The sequence below is a fragment of the Rania fehmarnensis genome, from assembly GCF_056494185.1.
The window spans coordinates 1,844,408-1,869,001 of the sequence record NZ_CM151398.1; the positions used below are offsets into that span (position 1 = coordinate 1,844,408).

At 55.4% G+C, this 24,594-nt stretch carries 14 protein-coding genes and 1 tRNA gene; 10 read left to right on the top strand and 5 right to left on the bottom strand.

Annotated features, from left to right (window positions below):
- Positions 1-85: 85 nt before the first annotated feature.
- Positions 86-1,219 carry a peptidylprolyl isomerase gene (locus tag SH573x_RS05850; protein ID WP_479356657.1) on the bottom strand — a complete coding sequence of 378 codons (1,134 nt, stop codon included), beginning with the start codon at positions 1,217-1,219 and terminating at the stop codon, positions 86-88.
- Between the two features lie 423 nt (positions 1,220-1,642).
- On the opposite strand from SH573x_RS05850, the gene SH573x_RS05855 reads away from it, so the two are divergent.
- Entirely contained in the window at positions 1,643-2,419 is a 777-nt protein-coding gene (locus SH573x_RS05855; protein WP_479353395.1) for an NRDE family protein, read from the top strand.
- Positions 2,420-2,598: 179 nt separating this feature from the next.
- On the opposite strand, the gene SH573x_RS05860 is transcribed toward SH573x_RS05855, so the two are convergent.
- Positions 2,599-2,671: transfer RNA gene (locus SH573x_RS05860), tRNA-Cys, on the bottom strand.
- A 268-nt stretch (positions 2,672-2,939) separates the two neighbouring features.
- On the opposite strand from SH573x_RS05860, the gene gnd reads away from it, so the two are divergent.
- The 4 genes from gnd (at position 2,940) to SH573x_RS05880 (ending at position 8,093) form a co-directional block, all read left to right on the top strand.
- Positions 2,940-4,418, top strand: coding sequence for a decarboxylating NADP(+)-dependent phosphogluconate dehydrogenase (gene gnd / locus SH573x_RS05865; protein WP_479353396.1), 1,479 nt, complete (start codon positions 2,940-2,942; stop codon positions 4,416-4,418).
- 248 nt (positions 4,419-4,666) lie between these two features.
- On the top strand, positions 4,667-6,115 hold the full coding sequence (zwf, locus tag SH573x_RS05870; RefSeq protein ID WP_479353397.1) for a glucose-6-phosphate dehydrogenase: 1,449 nt from the start codon (positions 4,667-4,669) through the stop codon (positions 6,113-6,115).
- A gap of 8 nt (positions 6,116-6,123) precedes the next feature.
- Complete coding sequence (locus SH573x_RS05875; RefSeq protein WP_479353398.1) at positions 6,124-7,392, top strand: beta-ketoacyl-[acyl-carrier-protein] synthase family protein; 1,269 nt, start codon at positions 6,124-6,126, stop codon at positions 7,390-7,392.
- A complete protein-coding gene (locus tag SH573x_RS05880) occupies positions 7,380-8,093 on the top strand; it encodes an arginyltransferase (RefSeq protein ID WP_479353399.1) in 714 nt (237 codons plus the stop codon). The genes SH573x_RS05875 and SH573x_RS05880 overlap by 13 nt, the downstream gene beginning before the upstream one ends.
- Here the strand turns inward: SH573x_RS05880 and SH573x_RS05885 are convergent.
- Positions 8,061-9,521: an outer membrane protein assembly factor BamB family protein gene (locus tag SH573x_RS05885; protein WP_479353400.1), complete on the bottom strand. Its 1,461-nt coding sequence runs from the start codon at positions 9,519-9,521 to the stop codon at positions 8,061-8,063. The genes SH573x_RS05880 and SH573x_RS05885 overlap by 33 nt on opposite strands.
- Before the next feature lie 295 nt (positions 9,522-9,816).
- Here SH573x_RS05885 and SH573x_RS05890 point away from each other — a divergent pair, with 295 nt between their 5' ends.
- From SH573x_RS05890 to SH573x_RS05905, 4 genes are all read left to right on the top strand, one after another.
- Positions 9,817-13,329, top strand: coding sequence for a DUF1553 domain-containing protein (locus tag SH573x_RS05890; RefSeq protein WP_479353401.1), 3,513 nt, complete (start codon positions 9,817-9,819; stop codon positions 13,327-13,329).
- A gap of 172 nt (positions 13,330-13,501) precedes the next feature.
- A complete protein-coding gene (locus SH573x_RS05895; protein WP_479353402.1) occupies positions 13,502-16,438 on the top strand; it encodes a PVC-type heme-binding CxxCH protein in 2,937 nt (978 codons plus the stop codon).
- Positions 16,439-16,469: 31 nt separating this feature from the next.
- Complete coding sequence (locus SH573x_RS05900) at positions 16,470-17,519, top strand: isochorismatase family protein (protein ID WP_479353403.1); 1,050 nt, start codon at positions 16,470-16,472, stop codon at positions 17,517-17,519.
- Positions 17,516-18,565 carry a polysaccharide deacetylase family protein gene (locus SH573x_RS05905; RefSeq protein ID WP_479353404.1) on the top strand — a complete coding sequence of 350 codons (1,050 nt, stop codon included), beginning with the start codon at positions 17,516-17,518 and terminating at the stop codon, positions 18,563-18,565. Before SH573x_RS05900 ends, SH573x_RS05905 begins: the two co-directional genes overlap by 4 nt.
- A gap of 253 nt (positions 18,566-18,818) precedes the next feature.
- Here the strand turns inward: SH573x_RS05905 and SH573x_RS05910 are convergent, their stop codons facing one another.
- Entirely contained in the window at positions 18,819-19,817 is a 999-nt protein-coding gene (locus SH573x_RS05910; protein ID WP_479348882.1) for an IS110 family RNA-guided transposase, read from the bottom strand.
- Between the two features lie 801 nt (positions 19,818-20,618).
- Positions 20,619-21,617, bottom strand: a complete 999-nt coding sequence (locus SH573x_RS05915) for an IS110 family RNA-guided transposase (protein ID WP_479353405.1) — start codon at positions 21,615-21,617, stop codon at positions 20,619-20,621.
- 450 nt (positions 21,618-22,067) lie between these two features.
- Between SH573x_RS05915 and SH573x_RS05920 the strand changes: the two genes are divergently transcribed.
- Positions 22,068-24,593, top strand: coding sequence for a c-type cytochrome (locus tag SH573x_RS05920; RefSeq protein WP_479353406.1), 2,526 nt, complete (start codon positions 22,068-22,070; stop codon positions 24,591-24,593).
- Position 24,594: the final 1 nt, after the last annotated feature.

Here is a 24,594-nt window from a genome sequence, read left to right on the forward strand (position 1 = left end):
TGTCAACTTTTAGGTCAGGTGGTCAACTTTGAACCGACATTAGCGAAGGGAACAGATTCGGGTCAATGCCGAATGCGCGGCACCACTACTCTTGCAGCACATCTAGCAGTGATTTGCTGCCGGGGATATCGTCGGGCCAGCGAGTCCAGACGGCGGTTCGCGCCATGACTTTCTTGCGATACTCTTCGGCCATTTCCTGACGTTTGCGATCGATGATGGCATCGCGCATTTGGTCGTGAACTTCTTCGAAGGTGGTCACGCGCGCGTCTTCACGTTCCAATACTTCGATGATGTGAAAGCCGACATCATCTTCGATCACTTGGCTGAGGCGGCGTGGGGTGATGGAGAAGATGGCTGTATCAAGCACCTGGCTTTTCAGCCCCCCTTGGGAGGTCCAATCGTGATTGCCGCCGTCTTTGGCGGTGTACCCTTGCGAACTGGACTTGGCCACCGCTTCGAATGGTTTGCCGCCTAAGAAGATCTCGTTACCCATGGCTTCAATGGCCGCCTGAGCAGCCGCTTTGGTGGGATAGCGATCGAAGCGGGCGGTCAGTTGTCGCCAGCGAGCTCGGCCTGGGTTCTGCCACTCCTCTTCGTGCTCTTGGTAATACGCCAGCAGTTCCTCGCGTAGCACTTCCACTTTTTCCGGCACGTTCTTGCGCTCAGCTTCACCTGCCAGCACTGTTTCTACGAATTGTTGTTGCAGTTGCATCAGCGAAGAGGACTTGGATCGCAGCTTCTCTTCCAAAGCCAGCACATCGGCGACTTCGTTTTGTTTGAGCAAGCGCGGGACTTGCTTCTCGTAGAACATCTTGACGGCTTTAGTGGAAACCTGTTTGCGTTTCTCTTTGGCTTCCGAGGGAGCAGCGACGCCGATGATGTCGCGGAGGAAATCTTGATATTGCGCTTTAATCATGACGTATTGAACAAGCATGCGGCGCAAAAGTTGGCGGCGAATGGCGTCCTCTTGTCCGGGGGCAATCTTGTCGCGATTGTCTTCGATTTTGTTATCGATGTAGGCGAAGACATCGGCAGCCAGAACATGGTCGCCGCCGACAACGCATATCAGGTCGGTGGCCACAATTTTCGACGTGCCATCGTCCTCTGGTTGAGCCTCGGCTCGCGATTTGCCGGAGGTTAGTTGCCCGGGTGTTTGGGCCACTGCGGCTGACATGCTGGTGGCCAAGATTATGGCAGCCAGCCAATAACGCTGATGCATCACGCCCTTGGGCCTCCATGCTCAAAAAACTCTAGGTGCGGTCCAGGGCTGCAAGGCCCTGGTCCGGATCGCCGCAACTATTGACCAGCCAAAGGTTTGTATCCGCGTTGCGGCCTAAGCGATGTAGCTTGGGCTGCGACGGGCTGAAACAGAGGCTGGATACCTTGGTGACACTCATGAACGATTTGCCCGGAAAAATCAAGTCCAAAGTGTCTGGAAAACTCTACCAACATTTTTTGCACCTCCAAGCCATTAAACCGATGCGTGACACCCATTAGGGGGTGTTTGGAGGGTGGTTTGGACGATAGATTAATGGACATCGAGAGTCGGACGCTCAAGGAAATGAGACGCCTGGAAGGGGCGAATCAACTTGAAACCTTCGGCTGTGGCAAGTTCGCTACCTCTTGAAAGAAATTGCAACCAATGTGTTTGTTGGCCGTCCTCTACCGTTTGGTTCCGGAGAGCCCAATTCTTGTAGCTGCGAATAGAGAGGAGTATTACGACAGGCCCGCCCATTCCCCGTCCATACAGTCCGGCAAACCTCGCGTATTATGTGGTCTTGACCAACGCGTAGGCGGTACTTGGTTAGGGGTCAATCAACATGGTTTATTCGTTGGCATGAGCATGCGTCGTGCCCCGGTAGACCCGCTAGGCTTGAGAAGCCGTGGTTTGCTAGCACGCGAAGTGCTACGCGCGTCGTCCGCCCGCAAGGGTGTCGACAAAGCCATGGAAGAGTTGACTAGCAATCGTTATGAGCCGCTGAACTTGATCGTCTGTGACGGTGAAAGCGGCTGGGTTGTGCATAGCGATACCGAGCAGGAAGTGCTGCCACTAGAAGATGGTTTGAACATCATTGGCAACCAGGATTTGAACGATCCGACAGACGAGCGAGTCCGCTTGGCTCATCGTTTGTTGACGCTGCAGATGCTGGATTCACCGGTGAAGTTTCTGGCCGTCGCCAGCAAGGTCTTTGCCAGAACGCCCACCCCTGGTGGTCGGCCGAGCATGATCATGCGTGGCCCGGACTATGGTACCGTCAGCAGCACGCTGATTGCCCTTAGTCCCAAGCCTCGCGATGCGATTTTCCAATACGCATCGGGAGCACCCGACGAAGCCAAGTATGAAGATTTCTCGCCGTTGTTGCGAGACATCCTCAGCCGCGGCTTGCGTGAAGCCCGCAGCAAATCCAAAGCGAATTAGCAGGTAGTAGAGCGGTCGAGATCAGCCGCTCTGAACCCGGCAAGGCAAATAATTGTAACGCTAGTCAATCGGTCGGAAGACACATTGGTTAGCAAGTTCTGAGCAGCTGGGGACAGTTGCTCTACAACGTGGTAAAACAAAAACGGCGAACCTTGCGGTTCGCCGTTTTGCATTTGGAGAGGCGCCGGTGGGAGTCGAACCCACGCGTGGTGGATTTGCAATCCACTGCCTTAGCCACTTGGCTACAGCGCCACGGTTACTCACGCGGCCAGGAGTCCTATCGAGGGACAACTGTCACGTTCTGCTTTTCTATCGGCATTGAGACTAAGCGTCAAGGTGAGCAGATCGATTGTATCGGCTGGGCGATTGGGGGAACTTTTGAAGATCTAGCGTTTGAAATCTGAAAATTGAGAATTGTCCCCCGTTTCCATTGGCGCCACTTACCATAAACTGGCACGTTTGTCGGATCGCCATCTCCCGAGCGACCACCAAACTCAAAATTTACGCGAGAAACTTCGTTATGAGCGCAGACTGCGACTTTGGCCTGATTGGCTTGGCGGTGATGGGCGAAAATCTGGCCTTGAACGTGGAAAGCCGAGGCTTTCGCATCGCTGTTTATAACCGTACGGTCGAAAAAGTTGACGAACTGATCGCCGACAGAGCCAAAGGCAAAAATTTTGTGGGCTGCCACACGATCCAAGAACTGGTGGCCGCCCTCAAGCGTCCGCGCAAAGTGATGATGCTGGTCAAAGCTGGGCCAGCGGTCGATGATTTGATTGAACAACTGTTGCCTCACCTGGAGCCAGGCGACTGCATCATCGATGGTGGCAACGAATTCTATGAAAACACCGAACGTCGCACCAAGTATATCGAAGGCAAAGGTCTGCTGTTCGTCGGCACCGGTGTCTCGGGCGGTGAAGAGGGCGCTTTGAAGGGACCCAGCATGATGCCTGGTGGTTCACCTGCCGCCTGGCCGCTAGTGAAGCCTATCTTCCAAGCGATTGCTGCCAAGGTTGGACCCAATCACGATATCCCATGTTGCGAATGGGTTGGACCCCGCGGTGCCGGTCATTATGTCAAGATGGTCCATAACGGCATTGAATACGGCGACATGCAGCTGATCTGCGAAGCCTATCAACTGCTCAAAGATGTGGCGGGCCTGGACAACGATGAAATTTACGAAGTGTTTGCAGAGTGGAATCGTGGCGAACTGCAGAGCTACTTGATTGAAATCACCCGCGATATTTTCTCGGCCAAAGATGACCAGCCCGATGGCAGTGGGTACTTGGTCGATAAGATTCTCGACGTGGCCGGGGCCAAAGGCACTGGCAAGTGGATGAGCCAATTGGCGCTGGACCTGGGCGTGCCGAGCACGCTGGTAACCACCGCAGTTTACGCCCGCGCTCTGTCGGCTGCCAAAGAAGCCCGCGTGCGCGCTAGCAAGGTCCTGTCGGCTCCCAAGAGCGGCGACAATCCGACGCTGGCCGGTCCGATCAAGGATTTGATCGGTAGCAAGAAAGAGTTCATCGAGGCGGTGCGTTTGGCGCTTTATGCGTCGAAGATCTGCAGTTACGCACAGGGCTTTGTGCAATTGCAAGCCGCCAGCGCCGAACACAAGTGGGATTTGAACTATGGCGATTGTGCGCTTTTGTGGCGTGGTGGCTGCATCATTCGCGCTCAGTTCCTCGATCGCATCAAAGAAGCGTTCGACAAAGAACCGAACCTCGAGAACTTGCTATTGTTCCCTTACTTCAAAGAGATCATCGACAAGAGCCAGGCGGCTTGGCGGCGCGTATTGATTGCGGCGACGCACCTGGGTGTACCTGCTCCCGCTTTTTCGACCGCGCTGGCTTACTACGACAGCTATCGACGCGAACGACTGCCCGCCAACTTGTTGCAAGCTCAGCGCGATTACTTCGGTGCTCATACGTATCAGCGCGTCGATCGTGCTGGCACCTACCACAGCGAATGGTTGGACATTCGCAAACAGCCCAGCTAATGGAGAATGTGGCATAGGCTTCTAGCCTGTGTCCAGAGTTATAGGCTTGCAGCCTGTGTTGTATACTCAGAAGGCCGCCAGCACAGGCCACATGTCAGAGACACAGGTTACAGGCCACATGCCACACAGGCTGGAAGCCTATGCCACAGCACAGGCTGGAAGCCTATGCCACAGACACAGGCTAGAAGCCTATGCCACACTGGGCCGCATAACCATATACGAAAAGAGTTCGGGCAAGGTAGGAAACTATGTCGCATACCATGGTGATCTTCGGCGCGTCGGGAGACTTGACGAGCCGCAAATTGATACCGGCTTTGTATCGACTCTTTCAACGCAAGCGTTTACCTCCGGAGACTCGCATTCTGGGGGTCGCCCGCAGCCAGTTCACCGACGATGAATGGCGCGCGCAACTGCGCGAGTCGACCGCCAAGTTCACCAAGGGTTTTGAGGCTGAAGTCTGGGACGAGTTTGCCCAGTACATTCACTATTTGGCTGGCGATGTCAATTCTGGCGAAGACTTTCACAAGTTGGCCGCGCGCTGCAACGAGATCGAACTGAACAAGCCAACCGAAAGGATTTACTATCTAGCGACCATGCCGCAGTTGTACGAAGCCGCCATCGCTCAACTGGGTGCCGCGGACCTGGCCAAGGGCGACGAAGCCGCCCGGCGCATCGTGGTGGAGAAGCCGATTGGTACCGATCTGAAGACGGCCAAGCAGTTGAACAGTTGCCTGGCCAAAGTCTTTAATGAAGATCAGGTTTATCGTATCGATCATTACCTGGGTAAGGAGACCGTCCAGAACATCCTGGTGCTGCGCTTTGGTAACTCGATATTCGAACCGTTATGGAATCGAAACTTTATCGATCACGTGCAGATTACAGTGGCTGAGGAAGTGGCGGTCGGTAGGCGGGCCGGTTACTACGACGGCTCGGGCGTTTTGCGCGATATGTTTCAGAACCATCTGCTGCAGTTGATGATGGTTACCGCCATGGAAGGGCCAGTGCGGTTTAATGCCCAGTTTGTGCGCGATGAAAAAGTGAAAGTCTTGCAGGCTGTGCGTCCCATGCGGGGCGGGGACTTTGCCGACTGCGGGATTCGCGGACAGTATGAAGGTTACTTAAAAGAACAAGGTGTCCAAGCGGACAGTCAAACGGAAACTTTTGCCGCGCTAAAGTTGCATATCGACAATTGGCGTTGGAAGGGAGTGCCCTTCTACCTGCGCAGCGGCAAAGCCATGGGCTGTCGCACTACGCAAATCGTGATTCAGTTTCGTGAACCGCCGCAAGTGCTCTTTGGGGAAGTTGGTCGCAGTCGCCCGCAAGCCAATCGACTGGTCATCCAGATCCAACCTGCGGAAGGTTTGCAGCTATACTTCCAGTCGAAAGTTCCTGACGAGGAAATGAAACTCAAGCTGAGCCAACTCGATTTCCGATTTGCATCCGATGCTGGTGAAATGCCCGATTCCTATCAACGACTTTTGCAAGACGCCATCACTGGCGATGCCAGTTTGTTTGCGCGCAGCGACGAAGTCGAACTGGCTTGGAAAATTATTGACCCGATCATTGCTGCGTGGCGCAGTCCGGCCGCGCCGTCGATGAACAGTTACCCAGTGGGTGGTTGGGGGCCAGAATCGTCGACCGCTTGGATGCACCAGCAGGGCCGCGAGTGGTTTGATGTTTGTCCGGTAATCCATTAGAGACTTCGATGCCAGAATTGAGCGATATCGTCATCACCGGTGTGGGCGTGGTGTCCCCAATTGGCATCGGGCGCAATGAGTTTTGGTCGAGCCTGGAGGTCGGACGCTGTGGCATCGTCCAGTTGAACGAACCCAGTCAACCTGATGCGCCATTGCTGGTTGGCGCTCGGCTGAAAGACTTCGATGCCAAGCAATACGTCACGCCGCGCAAAGCGCTGAAGGTCATGGCGCCTGAATTGCAAACTGCCTTTTCCGCTTCGCGACTGGCTTGGCAAGATGCTGGACTGGTCGATGGATCGGTTGATCCCAACCGCGTCGGCGTCGTTTTCGGTGCTGAAACTTTTAGCGGAGACTTGGATGACCTGGTCGATGCGGTGAAAGCTTGCAGCGAAAATGGTCAAGTGCATTACGAGCGTTGGGGAACGACGTTTCTAAAGGCCATTCAACCGCTGTGGATGCTCAAGAGTTTGCCCAACATGCCAGCTTGTCATGTTGGTATCGCCGTCGATGCGCGTGGCCCCAACAATACAATCGTGATGGACGAAGTCAGCGGTCTTCATGCTCTGCAAGAAGCCGCCATGATTATTCAGCGCGGGTCGGCAGATATGATGGTTGTGGGTTCAACTGGTAGTCGTATCTCGCCTAGTCGCTTGATGTATCGACACTTTCCGCTGTTTGATACTGGTCAAGATCAAGAGCCTCCCTACTGCCTGCCGTACGATCAGCGTCGGCGTGGCATCGTGCCGGGAGAAGGTGCTGGAGCAATCATCATAGAAAGTCGCGATCACGCGGCACGCCGCGGTGCCAAGCCGATTGCTCGACTGGCTGGTTGGTCGAATCGCTTCGCGGCGGCATCGCAACCTTACTGTGGCAGCGCTACTTCGATCGCCGCAGTGGCAAACGCGGCCATGGACGATGCGCGCATTAGGTCGTCGGAACTGGCACACGTGGCGACGCAAGCGTTCTCGCATCAGATCTTGGATGCGACCGAGGCTCAAGCTTTGGCGCCATTGATCGGCGATGTGCCCGTGGTGGGCTTCTCCAGTTACTTTGGGCAACTCGGTGGTGGCGGTGGCATCGTGGAGTTGGTTGCCAGTATATTGTCGTTAGCCCATGGTACGACTTTGCCGACGCTCGGCTTTGGCCAGCGCGATTCGGCTTGCCCGGTACATGTGCTGACCCAAGCACAACCGATCGACGAACGTCGCTACGCCCTCAAGCTGAATTTTACCACTCACGGTGCCGCTTCGGCGGTCGTCATTGAATGCTTCAACTGACCAAGGTCATTGACGAGCCCAGCATTTGTCCTTACTTGGACGCCCGCACGGCTCGCATGCCTTTGGAAATTCCGGCCGCGCACATAACGGCTCAGCAGCTCGATCACTTGCTGGACTTGGGCTATCGTCGTAGCGGTTGGTTCTACTATCGCACGGCTTGTCCTGGCTGTCAGGCGTGCGAGCCGCTGAGGGTCGATGTTCACAGCTTTCATGAAAGCCGTTCGCTGCGGCGCGTGCTTAAGAAGGGCGACCAGCAACTACGCATTGAACTGCGCACGCCAATCTGTGACGAAGTGCGACTGCGTTTATTCAACCAGCATCGCATGCAGCGCGATATGGATCGAGGCGATGGACCAGCTCGTACCGATGATTACTCCGCGTTCTTGATTTCATCGTGGAATTCGACTTCGGAGATATCGTATTGGCTGGATGATCGCCTGGCTGCGGTGGCCATTATCGATGTGGGCGAGACGGCTCTGTCGGCTGTCTACTGTTACTTTGATCCGCAACTGGACTATCTCAGCCTGGGTACGTATTCGATTCTGACGCAGATTCGTCTGGCCCGCGCTAATGCGATGCGTTGGGTATATCTAGGCATGTATGTAGCCGAGAATCGACACCTGCGTTACAAAGCACGCTATTATCCACACGAGCGATTTCAAGCCGGCTCATGGCGAAGGTATGAGGTCGAAGCAGAGTAGGTTGGAATTGCCGCGGACCAGCAACAGCCCGTGCGACAAGACAGGCGCGGCCCAGCACGGATCATCTAGCAATGGCAAACCGTCATTGCCCTTGATGCGGCTCAAGTCGACTTGCTTCACCCGTTCATACTCTTTCGTATTGGGTTTGATCAATTCCAGCTCGCCATTCTCATACAGCACGATCAAATGACCATCGACAGCCAGCACGCTGGCCCGTTCGTGTCGTCGATCGGTCCACATGACCTTGGCATCCGACAAGCGTACACAGCGAAAGTCGGCATCGGGTTGATTGCGGCCGCTGCAACCGTACAGGTAACCATCGATCACCACTGGTGTAGACCAGTGGGCGCGAAAAGCTTGGGTGCCGCGCGTCTTGCCGTCTTGCCACACGACTTTGGGTTTGTCTTGACGGACCTCCAGCAGCGTACTGCCGATCGCATAGGTCTCCGAGATGAAGATTTGATTGTCGACGACAACTGGCTGGGCTGCATTGACGCTTTCCAGCATAGCCGCGCGCCACGGGAAGCTGAATAGTTCTTGACCGCTGCGAACGTCCCAGGCCAAAAGCCCGCTCCGGGCCAGCGCCAGCCCCGTGTCTTTGTCGGCAATTCTGCGGACGATCGGCGTGGAATAACTGGCCAGGTCATTGCCCACGCGATACTTCAACTGGCCTGTACGTTTATCCAGGGCGACGACCGCCGAACCGTTGGGTATGGCCATATCCAGTCGACCATTCGCTATGTTTTTGGATTCTGATGGACTGCCGCCCACCATGACCAGTACGTCATCGTTCCACACGCACGGCGCGCTGGCGACCCCAAAGAAGTTTTGGATCACACCGAACTCGGTATTCATATCGCGTTGCCAAATCGTTTGGCCATCATGCAGCGTTACGCAGCTTAGCTTGCCAGAAACGCCGTAGAGATAAACCAAGTCGTTATCGACGATGGGCATGCAGCGGGGTCCGTTGTTGTAGCCATACATGTCTGAGTATTCGACTTTGTCTTTCCAGCTCCAGAGTTCTTCGCCGGTCTCCGCATTCAAGGCGCGCAGGCGTTCGGAATCCCCCGCGCGATCGAACTGCAGCACGCGACCTTTCACAACAGCCGGTCCGCCATAGCTCATCCCCAGCGGCAGTTGCCACAGCAGTTTGGGATGCGGCTGCCATAAATCGGGTTGCACTCCTGTTTCGCCGGAGGTCCCATCACCGCGTGGACCCAGGAAATTGGGCCAGTCCTCCCCCTGTGCCCGCTGCCACAGATTGGCGGCGGGCTGAGCGGGTAGCGGATTAAACTGTGGATCGGGAATCGAAGTGCTGTCGGATTTCGTATTCTGTGAAGCCGACTGCGCAGGCAGCCTCGACTGGCAGGCCACCAGGCAACTCACACAAACCAACAGCAACCCAGAAGATCGAAGACAGCGCATCATCAGTAAGCACTCAATTGGCGGTTGGGTAAATGGGTAGGGAAGTTGATTTTACCAGCTTTGGCACTCCTTGGAGTGCTGCGGCGCAGCCGTAGCTTTGATGTGATAACCCAACTGTTCCGCAGCCTGCACGAACTAGGTGATTCAAGCGTTCAGGGTGACTCAGGCTGCGGCAAGAGACTTCTCTTACATCAAAGCGGTGCCAGATGGCACCGCACTCCAAAGGAGTGCTAACCCAGCGTAAATCGACTATAATTCAGGACACCCACCGGTTTCCTTCCCACCCATTGCGACGAACATGCGAACATCTGCATTCTGGTTTGGTCTGCTCTACCTGGCTTGCGGTTCCAGCCTGGCTGACGAGGGTTTGAGTTCCCAGCAGTTGCAGCAACTGCGTTCAGTCCTTTCGAATCGTTGTTTCGCCTGCCACGGTCCCGATAAAGAGGAACGCGAAGGCGGATTTCGGCTTGATCAAGGCGATGGTGTCTATCGCGCCGCCGACTCGGGCAAGATACCTGTCGTGGCCGGCAAACTGGCTGAGAGCGAACTGTTCCTGCGCATCACTTCCCAGGACGATAGTGATCGCATGCCGCCGCCAGAATTCGGCAAAGCCCTGGAGCCCGCCGAGATCGAACTAGTCAGACAGTGGATTCGCTCAGGCGCTCCAGCCCTCAAGCATTGGTCGTTCGTTGCGCCGGTGACACCTGAACTGCCCCAGCTGAGCGATCAACTGTCCAAGCTCAAATCTGCCGAGCAAGCCAGGCTGGGCGATTGGTTGCACAATCCTATCGATCGCTTTGTACTGGCCAAGCAACTCCAACGCCATATGCTGCCTTCAGAACCGGCGTCGCGCGCGGTGTTGCTGCGACGTTTGTCGCTCGATCTGGTCGGACTGCCTCCCTCGAGCGAACTGATGGACAGCTTCGTCAATGATGCTCGGCCCGATGCAGTTGAACGCATGGTTGATCGCTTGCTCGCTTCGCCCGCCTACGGCGAGCATTGGGCGCGCAAGTGGCTCGACTTGGCTCGTTATGCCGACTCCGCTGGATATGCAGATGACCCAGCCCGTACCATCTGGGCTTATCGCGATTGGGTTGTGCGAGCGATGAATGCCGATATGCCGCTGGATGAATTCACCGTCAAGCAACTCGCCGGCGACTTGCTGCCCAATCCAACCGAAGATGATTTGATCGCTACTGCGTTTCATCGCAATACGTTGACCAACAACGAAGGCGGCACCAACGACGAAGAATTTCGCAATGTGGCCATCGTCGATCGCGTCAATACGACCATGGCCGTTTGGATGGGACTAACGTTCAGCTGTGCTCAGTGCCATACGCACAAGTACGATCCGCTCACACAAGAAGAATACTTCAAAGTATTTGACATCTTCAATCAATCGCAAGATGCTGATCGTCAAGACGAATCACCGCGCGTCGAGCTCTTCACCGATGCACAATTACATCAGCGCAAAGAGTGGCAACAACGACTCGACCAATTGCATGCGCAACTGGGAACCGTCTCGCCTGCAGTGCAACAAGAATACGAACAATGGACCAGCCAGTTGACTGCGGCCCAGTGGAATATTCTCGACCCCGTGTCTTTCGGTGCTAAAACGAACACCGAAGCTAGCTGGGACGATCAGGGACGCGTGCGCGTGCGGCCGATGCAGGATAAGATTGTCGCCGACACGTTCACGCTAGAGTTTGACGTGAGCGATACCTGTGCCGGCCAGGTCCAAGCGATTGGTCTGCGTACGCTTCCTTTAGCTGATCTGCCTGGCGGAGGCGCAGGACTTGGCGGAGGCAATTTTGTGCTGACCGATGTGCGCGTCAGTCTCATCCCACCTCAATCGCAAGCTAAACAGGCGCGCTTTGTGCGTTTCGAACTGCCTGGCAAAGAACGCATTCTCTCGTTGGCTGAAGTCCAAGTGCAAGCACAAGGATCCAACGTGGCTCAGCGAGGCAAAGCGACCCAGAGCACCACGGACTACGGCGGCGAAGCCAATCGAGCGATCGACGGCAAGACATCCGGCGACTATACGAAGAACTCCGTCACGCATACTGCCATCTCGGATGATCCATGGTGGGAAGTCGATCTCGGTTCAGTGCTGCCCATTGATCGAGTTACGTTCTTCAATCGCACCGATGGTGACGTGCAATCGCGACTCAATGGCGTTATCGTCTCGCTGCTCGATGAAAATCGGCAGGCGGTCTTCACTCAAACGTTTGTTGAAGCGCCTAAAGATAGTAAAGCGATCGATATCTCGGGTATCACCCCGCTAAAGTTGGCGGCGGCCTTTGCCGACTTCTCACAGCCCGACTTTGCTGCTGCCAACGTAATCGATCCTGAAAAGACGACCGGTTGGGCAGTAGGTGGGCAAATCGACAAGTCACATCTGCTGACGCTCATTCCTGCCGAACCGATTCAGCTGTCCGCTGGCAGTCGAATGCGCGTTGAACTGGCGCACGAATCGGCGCATCGCGATCATTTGCTCGGCAGTTTCGAAGTGCTCACCAGTCGCGATGTCTCTGCGGGCCACTGGGCACAAATGGATGCCGCGCTGACCACAATTGCGCAGAAAGCGGCGACCGAGCGCACAGCTGCTGAGAGCCAAGCGCTGCGTGAGTTTTTTGCCCAACATCTGGCCACTGTCAATCAACCCGCGCGCATCGAATTGGCCGACTTGGAAAAGCGGCTGGCGAGTATGAAGCCAGAAACCAGCGTACCTGTGATGCGCGAAATGTTGGCCGGTCAAGAGCGGAAGACCTTTGTGCAACTGCGCGGCAACTACAAATCGCTGGGTGATCAAGTTCAGGCAGGCGTGCCAGCCGTTTTTCATGCGCCACGTGCCGAGAATTTGAACCGTCTATCGTTGGCTCACTGGCTGATCTCGCCTGAGAATCCGCTGACGGCGCGGGTGATGGCCAATCGTACTTGGGAAGCCCTCTACGGGCTGGGCATTGTCCGCACCAGCGAAGAGTTTGGTTCGCAAGGCGATCTGCCTACACATCCAGAATTGCTCGACTGGCTGGCCATGGATTTGATGCACGGTCAGTGGGGCACTAAGCGTTTCTTGCGCAGGTTAGTGTTGTCAAGAACCTATCAGCAAACCAGCGAAGTATCGCCCGCCGCCTTAGAGGCCGATGCCGACAATGCCTGGTTAGCTCGCGGACCACGCGTGCGTTTGAGTGCCGAGTCGGTGCGCGATCAAGCGCTGGCCGCCTCGGGGTTACTGAGCCATAAAATGTTTGGACCACCGGTACGTCCCCCGCAGCCATCGCTCGGTCTGTCGGCGGCCTTTGGTAGCAAGACTGACTGGGAAGCCAGCCAAGGCGAAGATCGATATCGACGCGGGCTATACACCACCTGGCGTCGTTCTAACCCCTACCCATCGATGGCGACCTTCGATGCCCCCAGTCGCGAAGTCTGCACCTTGCGACGCGATAGTACCAATACACCGCTACAAGCTCTCGTGACGCTGAACGATCCTGGCTTTGTCGAAGCGGCCCAGGCATTGGCTCGACGCGTCCTGCTGGTCGAGGGTCGCGACAAGACAACGCAACAACGTTTGCAGTTGGCCTTTCAAGCCTGCACCTCGCGCAGCGCCACTGAACAAGAATTGGTGGCCCTCCAGCGCTTGCTACAATCAGCCACGCAGCAGTTGACCTCGCAAGTCGAGTCAGCCACGAAACTAGCCACCGAACCTCTCGGCCCGCTGCCACCGGAGGCTAATGCAGTGGAGTGCGCAGCCTGGACCGCCGTTGGCAACGTCCTGCTCAACCTCGACGAAGTTCTGATGAAACGCTAAACCGTGGGCGTTAGCCTCGGTTCTACTACCGTTAGCCTCGGTTCCTACCTCAACACCCGTGAACGTTCGTTAAACGGGGCTAACGCCCATGGTTTAGTACGCCCAGATGATAATTACTTCACCTATAAAGTATTTTGTACCTCTCTTGCTTTTGTGCGCCAGCCCGCACCTAATGGCTCAGGGTTTTCCACCGCAAGCAGCGGTCAAGCAGATGCAGGTGGCCGAAGGACTGAAGGTCGAACTGGTCGCCTGTGAACCGCTGGTCAGGCAACCGGTGTGCATCGAATTTGATGATCGCGGTCGGTTATGGGTTGTACAGTACCTTCAATATCCCAATCCCGAAGGGCTTAAACGTACGCAGGTCGATCGCTACTCGCGCACCGAGTACGACCGAGTGCCGCCGCCACCACCACATGGACCGCGTGGATCGGATCGCATCACAATTCTTACAGATACCGATGGCGATGGTCGAGTGGATGCAAGTCGCGATTTTGTTAGCGGCTTGAATCTCGCGTCCGGGATCGCCTTTGGGCACGGTGGCGTGTTTGTGCTGAACGTCCCCTATCTTCTGTTTTATCCTGATCGCAATCGCGATGACGTGCCCGACGGCGATCCCGAAGTCTTGTTGACAGGTTTTGGCATGCAAGACGCGCATAGCGTAGCCAACTCGTTGACCTGGGGGCCGGATGGATGGTTGTATGGTTGCCAGGGCAGCACGGTGACTGCCAAAATCCGCGGTATCGAATTTCAGCAAGGAGTATGGCGTTATCACCCGCGCACCCAAGCGTTTGAATTGTTTTGTGAGGGAGGCGGCAACTCATGGGGACTCGATTTTGATGCCGATGGCCATCTGCTCTACAGCACCAACTATGGCGGCTATGTTCTGTTGCATGGCGTGCAAGGTGGTAACTATGTCAAGTCGTTTGCCAAGCATGGTCAATTGCACAATCCTTACAGCTACGGTTACTTTGAACATGCACAACACGCAGAGTTTCGTGGCGGGCATGTGACTGTCGGCGGCATGGTGTATCAAGCTGATGCCTTGCCGCCTGAGTATCGCAATCGATATTTGGCTGGAGATCTCTTGGGGCATGCCGCCTATCGGCATGCCATCGAACCGTTGGGTTCAACCTTTAAAACGCACACGCTGGGACAACTGCTCGACAGTCGTGACAGTTGGTTTGCGCCGACGGACGTTACCACGGGCCCCGATGGTTGTGTCTATATTTCCGATTGGCATGATGCCCGTACAGCCCACCCGGATCCCGATGCCCAGTGGGACCGCACCAACGGTCGCATCTATGCCATCAAGCCTGCGGAGCGCGATTCAACTTCCTCCGCAGCAGCCGGCGACCTGAGCCAGCTTTCCACTGGTCAACTATTGGAACTGCATACCCATCGCAATCAATGGCTTGTCCGTCGAGCTCGTCAGGAACTTGCCAGACGCAATGCTCAAGAAGTTGGATCTCAGCTTTTGCAACAAGCAATCGCTGCGGGCGATGCACGTGAGGCTATTGAATCACTGTGGAGCTGGATGACTCTGCACGACCCGACGCTCGAGTCCAGCACTGACCTCTATAGTGCTGCCCCGCAGTTACTGGCCAGTCCACACGCACCGGTTCGCTATTGGACCATTCGTTGGTTAGGAGATTGTGGTCAATTACCAGGAAATTTGGCCCATGTGCTCGATAGCCTGGCTGAGCAAGAGCCCGACGTACATGTGCGCAGTCAACTGGCTTCCACCGCTGCTAGATTGCCTGCGCATCAAGCCCTGCCGATTATCAACGCCAACATCAATCGCGACATCGATTTCGATGATCCGTTCTTGCCGCTGCAGTGGTGGTGGGCGGTTGAGAGACATAGTGTCTCTGGTCGTAGCGAAGTGATGAGTCGTTTCGTGCGTCCCACATTGTGGAAAAGTCGCCTTGGACAGCAAGTCTTGTGGCCGCGACTGGTTCGCCGCTACGCGGCCGAAGGAACTGATGAAGGGCTCGACTCAATCGCGCAACTCATCCACGTGGCACCGGAAGATAAGTTGGTCGACATCTGGGCACCTATTTTGGCTGGCTGGCAAGAAGTTCCAAAAGAGCTCCGCGCCCAGCGCGATCAGCTCGCCACTGCGCACAGCTTGAGCGGCATCGTGCAATCGCACTGGTCCAAGCTGCCGCAGCACGTCGCGCTGTCGCGCTTGGCAATATTGATGGGCAACCCACAACCTCAGTTCGATGCCATTAAAGTGTTGGAGTCAGCAGATGCAGTCGAGAGCGATCGACTGCGAGCGCTTGGACTGCTGACCGAACATCCTCATGCAGAGGCTTTGAAACCCTTAAGAGCCATGTTGCTCCACCAGAGTTCCAGTGACACCTTGACTCTGGCTGCGCTGGATGTGCTGGCCAAGATGGATAGCGCGGAAGTGACTGACATGCTGATGTCTTGCTTATCACACTCGCAGGCCAAACCGATTGGTTCACGCATTCACGCGATACTCATCTCACGCATATCGTCTGCGCGGGCCTGGCTCGATCAGGTTGAGTCGGGCGCAATTGCGCGAGACTCGGTATCGCTCGACCAAGTGCGCACCTTGGCCGTGCACAACGACATCGAGATCGACCGGTTAGTTCTCAAGCATTGGGGAAAACTGAATGTAGCCTCTCCCGAAGACAAACTGGCCGAAGTGCGTCGCTTGAACAACGACTTGCGGGCTGCCGAGGGACACGCCGCCAGTGGGCGACCCTTGTTCGAAAAACATTGCGCCAACTGCCATAAACTCCATGGCCAAGGCGGCGCCGTGGGACCTGATCTAACCAGTGCCAATCGCACGGATCGCGATTTTCTGCTAGTCAGCCTGGTGGATCCCAGTTCCGTCATTCGCAAAGAGTACATGAGCTCGATCGTACGGACTCAAGATGATCGCGTGCTGACGGGTATCGTTACCGAACAACCCGACGGTAGTGTGAAACTGATCAACGCTAAAAGTGAAACGCAGACAATTGCAGCTGATGAAATAGCCGAAGTGCGTCCCGCGCCTAGCTCGATTATGCCGGAAGACTTGATAAAACAATTAACGCCGCAAGAGCTTCGAGATTTGTTTGCCTACTTGAGATCCTAACGCACATTCACGCAGTCCCAGGATGACAACTATGATGCGCATCACAATAGCCCTTATTGGTTTCAGCCTGGCCACTCAAGTCTGTGCACAGTCGCCGCGGACTTATTCCAACCAGCTCAAGCGCATCGAGAATCCTAAACCGCTGCTGGCCGATCATCCCAAGTTCTTCCAGCCGATCATCGAACAGGCGCACTTCGAAGCTCCAGCCATTGTTGACGAGCCCGAAGCCGATCTGCATGTGCGGGCCTGGCGATTTTCTTACAACGCGCGGGGCATTATCGAAATGCCCAATCACCTGCAAGCGGCCCATACCGCCGTGATCATGGTGCATCCCTGGGGAATTGATGACGGTCAAGGTTGGAACACTCCAGAGCCCAATGGCGTAGCCGACTTCTGCACGCCAGAAAAGAACCACCTGGCCGCCGAACATACGCGCACGATTGTCAAACCGCTAATCAATCGCTTGCGACCTCACGTAGGCATGGTGCTGTACAGTTTGCCGGGCGCGTGCGATCCAATTCGCCGCCAGCTCTATCGCTCCTTTCAACACACGCCCACCGCCAGCGAGCGTGCTCAAGGAGCGCGAGAACTCGATAGAGTTCTGCGCGAGTTCAACTACCAAGGTCAACCCTTGATTAGTGAACTAAAGCTTTCAAGCGAGACACCGGTAATCGACTATTTCAAACAGTTTCCGGGGCTTGATTCCGGAGATCGCTTCAACAACGCCGGCTTTTGGAAGCTGCCGATTCCGGTGACCACGGATGTCGATGTGGCAGAGCAAGATGTGGTGATCTACGATGCGGAAGGTTACCAACCGCTGCGTGAGTTTTTGAAAGCGAACCACATTCGCCATGTGCTATTGACCGGTTATGCAACTGACATGTGCTTTTGCAAAACGACGGCCGGTTACGAGAATTTATCGCAAGACTTTAATGTGTTCTTGGTAGCCGATGCATCGCTGGCCACTTTTCCATCGAATACTTCGCCGCGCTATGCGGTCAATGCCGCCATATCGTATGCGGCGCTCAATCAATTGATCACTCAAGTATCGTGGGTTGAGATAGCCGGAGGTGCCAAGTGAACACGCTCGGCCATCTTAAGCGTCGTTCTGCGTTGCAATTGGGCATGGCACTGGCTGGTTCGGTCATATTAACTGGGCGGTCGTCAGCCGCAGTCAGTGAAACGCTTTCGACCGAGGCCCTGCCAACCGAAGTCAATTCGCCGGACTCACCGTCGGTGGCCCGGGTGGCGATCACGCTGGACTTGGAGATGAGTCGCAATTTTCCCACCTGGGAAACTACGCACTGGGATTACGAGAAGGGAAACCTCGATGAGGCGGCTAAGCAATATGCACTAGGCGCCGCGCGACGAGTGACGGAGGCTGGCGGGCGCGTGCACTTTTTTGTCGTTGGCCGCGTGCTGGAGCAAGCCAACGTCGATTGGCTAACGGAACTGAAAACGGCTGGCCATCCGCTAGGCAATCACACCTATGATCACGTTAACGTCACCGCCAAGACCCTGGCAGATGTTCAGTATCGCTTCGCTCGTTCACCGTGGCTGGCCGGTGGAGCCGAACCGTTTGACGTGATTCGTCAAAACATACGTTTATGCTCTCAGGCCATGAAAGAGCGACTGGCCATCGAGAAACCCGCTGGCTTTCGCACGCCCGGTGGATTTGCGGATGGATTGCGCAACCACCCCGAAGTGCGAGCTGAATTGATGGAGCAAGGTTTTACTTGGGTAAGCAGTCTCTACCCGGCTCATCCAAATACGCAGTCGCATCAGCAGCCCAGTGCGCAAGTTATCGACGGCATCACCGCTGCCCAAACGGCGGCCCAACCCTTTCGCTACGACGATGGCTTGATTGAATTGCCCATGAGTCCGATCAGCGATATCGGAGCTTTTCGCACCGGGCGTTGGAAGGTCGACTGGTTTGTCGATGTGATTCGCCAGTCCCTACTGCGTTGCATCGATCAAGGTCTGGCGTTTGACTTTCTGGCCCATCCTTCTTGCCTGGGAGTTGTCGATCCCGATTTCAAAACGCTCGACATGATTTTAGACGTGGTGCGATCGGCCGGTGCTAAGGCCAAATTGGTGACGCTCGATGAACTGGCAGCAGGGGTGTAAGCACGTCACCTCTCCCGCGTAGCGGGGGAGCGACCGTCTAGTTGGTAGTCAAGGAAGAATCTTAAATTTCTTCCCTTCGCTTGGGCATCTTGGGGGCCAGCCCCCAAACCCCCGGGATTTTTCAAGGCATGGCGCCGGTAACTCAATGTTTGATTTCCTACAGGCGCAGCATTACTATGAACTGTGCTAAGTGAAACATAGCAAAGCTCTGCGGGGACGCAACTTTGTAAGGGATAACTTAGTCGCCGGTGAGTCAATGACCCGCCGAGCACGTAGCGCCCGTGGCCAGGCTGGCGACAGCTTGGTCACGTGCCTTCTTCTCGGGGTCCCACATCGTTTGCGTACGTACCATCTCGTGAAGGATCAGGAGCAGCTTTCGCATGCTCGCGATCAACGCCAGCTTCTTCGGTTTTCCTCGGCTTAATAACCTCGAATAGAATTTCTCGACCACTGGATTCTTTTTGGTTGCCACTAAGGCCGCCATGTATAGTGTACGACGCACCGTTGATCGACCTCCGCGAATGCGTCTCTTGCCATCGCTCTGACCGGTTTGGTTGGCCATCGGAGCTACACCAACAAGCTTGGAAATTTCCGTACGAGAGATTTTTCCAAGTTCAGGAAGTTCAGCACACAGAGTGACTGTCGTGATGAGACCCACGCCTGGCGCGCTGGAGATGATCCTTACGTTAGGTGTCTCTTTGCTCATCTCCTTGGCTTGCTCCTTGAGCTGCTCGTTCAGAGCTTTTAGCTGGTTTTTCAGCATTTTCAAGCTCTCTTCAACGAATTGCTTGACCGTCTCATCCTCAAAACGCAAGCGATTCTTCTCTTGGTTGATCATCGTCATGACCTGTACTCGACGACGCGTAAGCGACCGAAGCTTCTTCTCTCGCTCGGTAAGCGGCTTGGTCAAATGGACTTTGACCTGCTCACCAAAATGCCGAATTACTTTGGCATCAATGGTATCCGTCTTTTCTAGATACCCGTGTGCCTTGGCGTAGTAGTGAGTCTTGCGCGGGTTGACCACCGCCACGTTGACCTTCGCCTCGTGTAGCAGGTCAACCATGATATTCTCATAACCACCGCTGCTCTCGCAAACCACAAGTGTCTTTTCAGGCTCTTGGATGCGCTCGATCAACTTGCCAATGGACGAGACCGTGTTGCTAATCGTTGAAGGCAGCTTGCCCTGGGAATCGGAAATGTCTAGCTTCTTGGAAGCTACATCAATGCCGATCACGCGATCATATGTTGTCATTGTAAACTCCTACCTAGTAAATTCAGGCTTCCTCGCACTTGGCGAAGAGCACTCAGCGACCGTTCGGATAGAAAACAATCAGCTGCCCGACTTCGCTCCCCCACGAGCTACAAATGTGTACATTCGTTCGGGGTCGATAAACTGTCTGGGTAGCTGAGTCCGACACCGTTGCAACGACGTCGAACATGAACATCTTAGTTGGCCGCTATATACTAGGTCGCAGACGCGGCGTTTAGCCGTCGTCTGCGGGAGGGGGCAACTGCGTTAGGCAAGACACCTGCGGTACTAACTACTCGCACTGCCGAAGACCCCTCCCGAATCTCGCAAAGCCTCGATTCGACCTCCCCAAGGCGAAGCCTTGGAGAGGTGACGTCACCTCTCCCGCGCAGCGGGGGAGGTCGCAGACGCGGCGTTTAGCCGTCGTCTGCGGGAGGGGGCAACTGCGCTAGGCAAGACACCTGCGGTACTAACTACTCGCACTGCCGAAGACCCCTCCCGAATCTCGCAAAGCCTCGATTCGACCTCCCCAAGGCGAAGCCTTGGAGAGGTGACGTCACCTCTCCCGCGCAGCGGGGGAGCGACCGTCTAGTTGGTAGTCAAGGAAGAATCTTAAATTTCTTCCCTTCGCTTGGGCATCTTGGGGGCCAGCCCCCAAACCCCCGGGATTTTTCAAGGCATGGCGCCGGTAACTCAATGTTTGATTTCCTACAGGCGCAGCATTACTATGAACTGTGCTAAGTGAAACATAGCAAAGCTCTGCGGGGACGCAACTTTGTAAGGGATAACTTAGTCGCCGGTGAGTCAATGACCCGCCGAGCACGTAGCGCCCGTGGCCAGGCTGGCGACAGCTTGGTCACGTGCCTTCTTCTCGGGGTCCCACATCGTTTGCGTACGTACCATCTCGTGAAGGATCAGGAGCAGCTTTCGCATGCTCGCGATCAACGCCAGCTTCTTCGGTTTTCCTCGGCTTAATAACCTCGAATAGAATTTCTCGACCACTGGATTCTTTTTGGTTGCCACTAAGGCCGCCATGTATAGTGTACGACGCACCGTTGATCGACCTCCGCGAATGCGTCTCTTGCCATCGCTCTGACCGGTTTGGTTGGCCATCGGAGCTACACCAACAAGCTTGCCAATTTCCGTACGAGAGATTTTTCCAAGTTCAGGAAGTTCAGCACACAGAGTGACTGTCGTGATGAGACCCACGCCTGGCGCGCTGGAGATGATCCTTACGTTAGGTGTCTCTTTGCTCATCTCCTTGGCTTGCTCCTTGAGCTGCTCGTTCAGAGCTTTTAGCTGGTTTTTCAGCATTTTCAAGCTCTCTTCAACGAATTGCTTGACCGTCTCATCCTCAAAACGCAAGCGATTCTTCTCTTGGTTGATCATCGTCATGACCTGTACTCGACGACGCGTAAGCGACCGAAGCTTCTTCTCTCGCTCGGTAAGCGGCTTGGTCAAATGGACTTTGACCTGCTCACCAAAATGCCGAATTACTTTGGCATCAATGGTATCCGTCTTTTCTAGATACCCGTGTGCCTTGGCGTAGTAGTGAGTCTTGCGCGGGTTGACCACCGCCACGTTGACCTTCGCCTCGTGTAGCAGGTCAACCATGATATTCTCATAACCACCGCTGCTCTCGCAAACCACAAGTGTCTTTTCAGGCTCTTGGATGCGCTCGATCAACTTGCCAATGGACGAGACCGTGTTGCTAATCGTTGAAGGCAGCTTGCCCTGGGAATCGGAAATGTCTAGCTTCTTGGAAGCTACATCAATGCCGATCACGCGATCATATGTTGTCATTGTAAACTCCTACCTAGTAAATTCAGGCTTCCTCGCACTTGGCGAAGAGCACTCAGCGACCGTTCGGATAGAAAACAATCAGCTGCCCGACTTCGCTCCCCCACGAGCTACAAATGTGTACATTCGTTCGGGGTCGATAAACTGTCTGGGTAGCTGAGTCCGACACCGTTGCAACGACGTCGAACATGAACATCTTAGTTGGCCGCTATATACTAGGTCGCAGACGCGGCGTTTAGCCGTCGTCTGCGGGAGGGGGCAACTGCGCTAGGCAAGACACCTGCGGTACTAACTACTCGCACTGCCGAAGACCCCTCCCGAATCTCGCTACGACTCGATTCGACCTCCCCAAGGCGAAGCCTTGGAGAGGTGACCTCTCTCTGATATCTATGTCTATAATACGACTCCTGCGTTCTCTTTGATTTCAACTTTGCAAGATGCTGGTTGGTGACGATGGTTATCAAGGCTGTTCCGCTTGGCCTGCTCTGTTGTTGGTTCTGTTGTTGGCCTGGGTTTGCCACTGGCTTTACAGTTTATGCAGCTGATGTTTCTGCGCACGTCATAGGTTTTGAACGTTTTGCCAGGCACGGCGAACTGGAAGAAGTCGAAGCAGGCCGCTTGCTTCTGGCAGAGCTGAGTTGCACGTCGTGCCATGCCGCGGGCGACGCCAGTCTTGAATCCAAGGGTGGTCCCAAACTGGAATCGGTCGGTCGTCGATTGAAAGCTCAGTGGCTCGCGCGGTTTTTGAATGATCCCAGCAGCATCGATCTGGGCACGACGATGCCCGATGTATTAAACAGTGTTGATGCGGCCCAAAAGCCGCGGGTGATCGAAGCCCTGGTCGCTTTTCTCACCGGTCAACAAACACCTTTTCCGGAGCTGAAAGCATCGGGCGCCAATCCAGTGCTGCATGAGTTTTGGAACAAAGGCAACGCTGCCACCGGCAAACAGCTCTATCATCAGTCGGGCTGCGTCGCTTGTCATGCACCGGCTCAAGATCAAGTCGGCAATGCCAAGACCGATCCCGCGCTGGAGAAAATGCTGGAAGAACTCGAGCCAGAAGACTTAGCCAAGATGGGCTTGGCGCATGTGGCTCGTACGATTCCGTCGATTCCGTTGCCCGATATGCGCAGCAAGTACACCGCGCAAGGGCTGGCCATGTTCTTGCTCGATCCAGGTACAGTTCGTGCTTCGGGACGTATGCCGAACATGAAACTCCGCACGGCGGATGCGGCCGACTTGGTGGCCTGGTTGCAATCGATCTCCACAGACCCGGTTGATCCGCCACGGCTCGCGATCAACCGTGCTCTGCAGGAAGAAGGTCGTAAACTATTTACAAGTTTGGGATGTGCCAATTGTCACTCGGCCAATGGAGTGAAAGCCACGCCGCGCGGCAAGGCTCTGCGAAGTTTGAATCCGAAAGCCGAACGCGGTTGTCTGTCCGCGCAGCCGGTGAAGTCGCTGCCGCATTACGCGCTCGATGACGCGCAGCGCGCGAGCATCGCGGCCGCACTAGAGGCTATGAAGAAACCGGCTAGCGATCGACGCACCGCTGGGTCGCAAGTGGCCACGACCATGCTCCAACTGAATTGTTATGCCTGCCATGTGCGCGATGGTCTGGGAGGTGTTGCGCGTGGTCGCGATGGATATTTTGAAACGAAGGGTCAGGTCGATATTGGCGATGAAGGTCGCTTGCCTCCACCCCTGACCGGTGTGGGGCGCAAACTAGTGACACCGCATTTGAAAGCGGTATTGGTGGGCAATGGCGAAGTGCGTCCACACTTACAAATACGCATGCCCAAGTATCCAGGCAGCGAAGTGGATCCGCTGGTCGATCAATTAGCGCAAGCCGATGGCGTCGGGCCCGCGCCCGCGTCCAAGAAGCTTGATCCAGTGGATCCAACACTAGTCAAAGCAGGTCGGGTGCTCTTCAATCTCGGTTGCGTTCAATGTCATCCACTGAAGGGCGAATCCTTGCCGGGGGTCGTGGGTGTTGAGGTGGGCCGCATCGGGCAGCGCGTGCGTCGCGAGTGGTTTCATGATTTCTTGCTCAATCCCGCTTCGCTGAAACCACGCACACGTATGCCCACCTTCTTTGCTCCCGGCAGTGTCAATCAAGAAGTTCTAGGGGGCGACGTTGAAAAACAAGTGGCTGCCTTGTGGACCTACTTGGAAGATATCGATCGCCAGGCATTGCCCGACAAGATCGAACAAATACGCCGGCAGAACTTCGAGCTAATCCCGCGCGAGAAACCAATCGTACTGCGCACGTTTATGCAACTGGCTGGCACACATGCGATTGCCGTTGGTTTTCCGAGCCGTGTGCATTATGCCTTTGATGCTGAATCGGTTCGCCTGGGCGAGTTGTGGGGGGATCGATTTATCGATGCCCAAGGCACTTGGAATGATCGCATGGCGCCGATGGCTGTGCCGCTGACAACTATGCGCATCCCGTTACCTCAGGGGCCGGACCTGGCGCTGCTACCGAATAAGAACGCGCCTTGGCCTGAACTGAAATTGGATTCGCCCTTGGAACCGCCCGCTGCGCAGGCAAAGTTTGGGGGATATCGGCTGGATAAAGAGGGCGTGCCCGAGTTTCATTATGCAGTGGGGCCCTACGAAGTCTTTGATCGCCTGGTGCCCGCTACCCCAGAGCGTCTGGAAGCCAATCCCGCGTGGAAGAACAAGTTGACGTCCAGTCCGTCGGCGACCAAGAAGGGTATCATTCGCGAACTGACCATTAAATTAAAACCCGATGCGCCCAAGTTGGCTGAAGGCCTGTGGTACCGCGCCGTCGGCAGTGGCAAACAGCTCCAACATGCCGGCAGTAGCTGGACGTATGCGTCCAGTTTGACCGTCACCTTGCCGGATAAGATGTTGCCCTCGGCTTTCAGTCGCAATGTGAGTGGTCAATCGCAAGTGTTAGTGCCGATTGCGGCCGCTCCCGAAACCAAATTCAGCGTACTCTACAGTTGGTAAG

Coding starts and splice junctions, on each gene's coding strand:
- SH573x_RS05850 (WP_479356657.1), bottom strand. CDS start 1,219: ATGCATCAGCGTTATTGGCTGGCTGCCATAATCTTGGCCACCAGCATG.
- SH573x_RS05855 (WP_479353395.1), top strand. CDS start 1,643: ATGTGTTTGTTGGCCGTCCTCTACCGTTTGGTTCCGGAGAGCCCAATT.
- gnd (WP_479353396.1), top strand. CDS start 2,940: ATGAGCGCAGACTGCGACTTTGGCCTGATTGGCTTGGCGGTGATGGGC.
- zwf (WP_479353397.1), top strand. CDS start 4,667: ATGTCGCATACCATGGTGATCTTCGGCGCGTCGGGAGACTTGACGAGC.
- SH573x_RS05875 (WP_479353398.1), top strand. CDS start 6,124: ATGCCAGAATTGAGCGATATCGTCATCACCGGTGTGGGCGTGGTGTCC.
- SH573x_RS05880 (WP_479353399.1), top strand. CDS start 7,380: ATGCTTCAACTGACCAAGGTCATTGACGAGCCCAGCATTTGTCCTTAC.
- SH573x_RS05885 (WP_479353400.1), bottom strand. CDS start 9,521: ATGATGCGCTGTCTTCGATCTTCTGGGTTGCTGTTGGTTTGTGTGAGT.
- SH573x_RS05890 (WP_479353401.1), top strand. CDS start 9,817: ATGCGAACATCTGCATTCTGGTTTGGTCTGCTCTACCTGGCTTGCGGT.
- SH573x_RS05895 (WP_479353402.1), top strand. CDS start 13,502: ATGGCTCAGGGTTTTCCACCGCAAGCAGCGGTCAAGCAGATGCAGGTG.
- SH573x_RS05900 (WP_479353403.1), top strand. CDS start 16,470: ATGATGCGCATCACAATAGCCCTTATTGGTTTCAGCCTGGCCACTCAA.
- SH573x_RS05910 (WP_479348882.1), bottom strand. CDS start 19,817: ATGACAACATATGATCGCGTGATCGGCATTGATGTAGCTTCCAAGAAG.
- SH573x_RS05915 (WP_479353405.1), bottom strand. CDS start 21,617: ATGACAACATATGATCGCGTGATCGGCATTGATGTAGCTTCCAAGAAG.
- SH573x_RS05920 (WP_479353406.1), top strand. CDS start 22,068: ATGGTTATCAAGGCTGTTCCGCTTGGCCTGCTCTGTTGTTGGTTCTGT.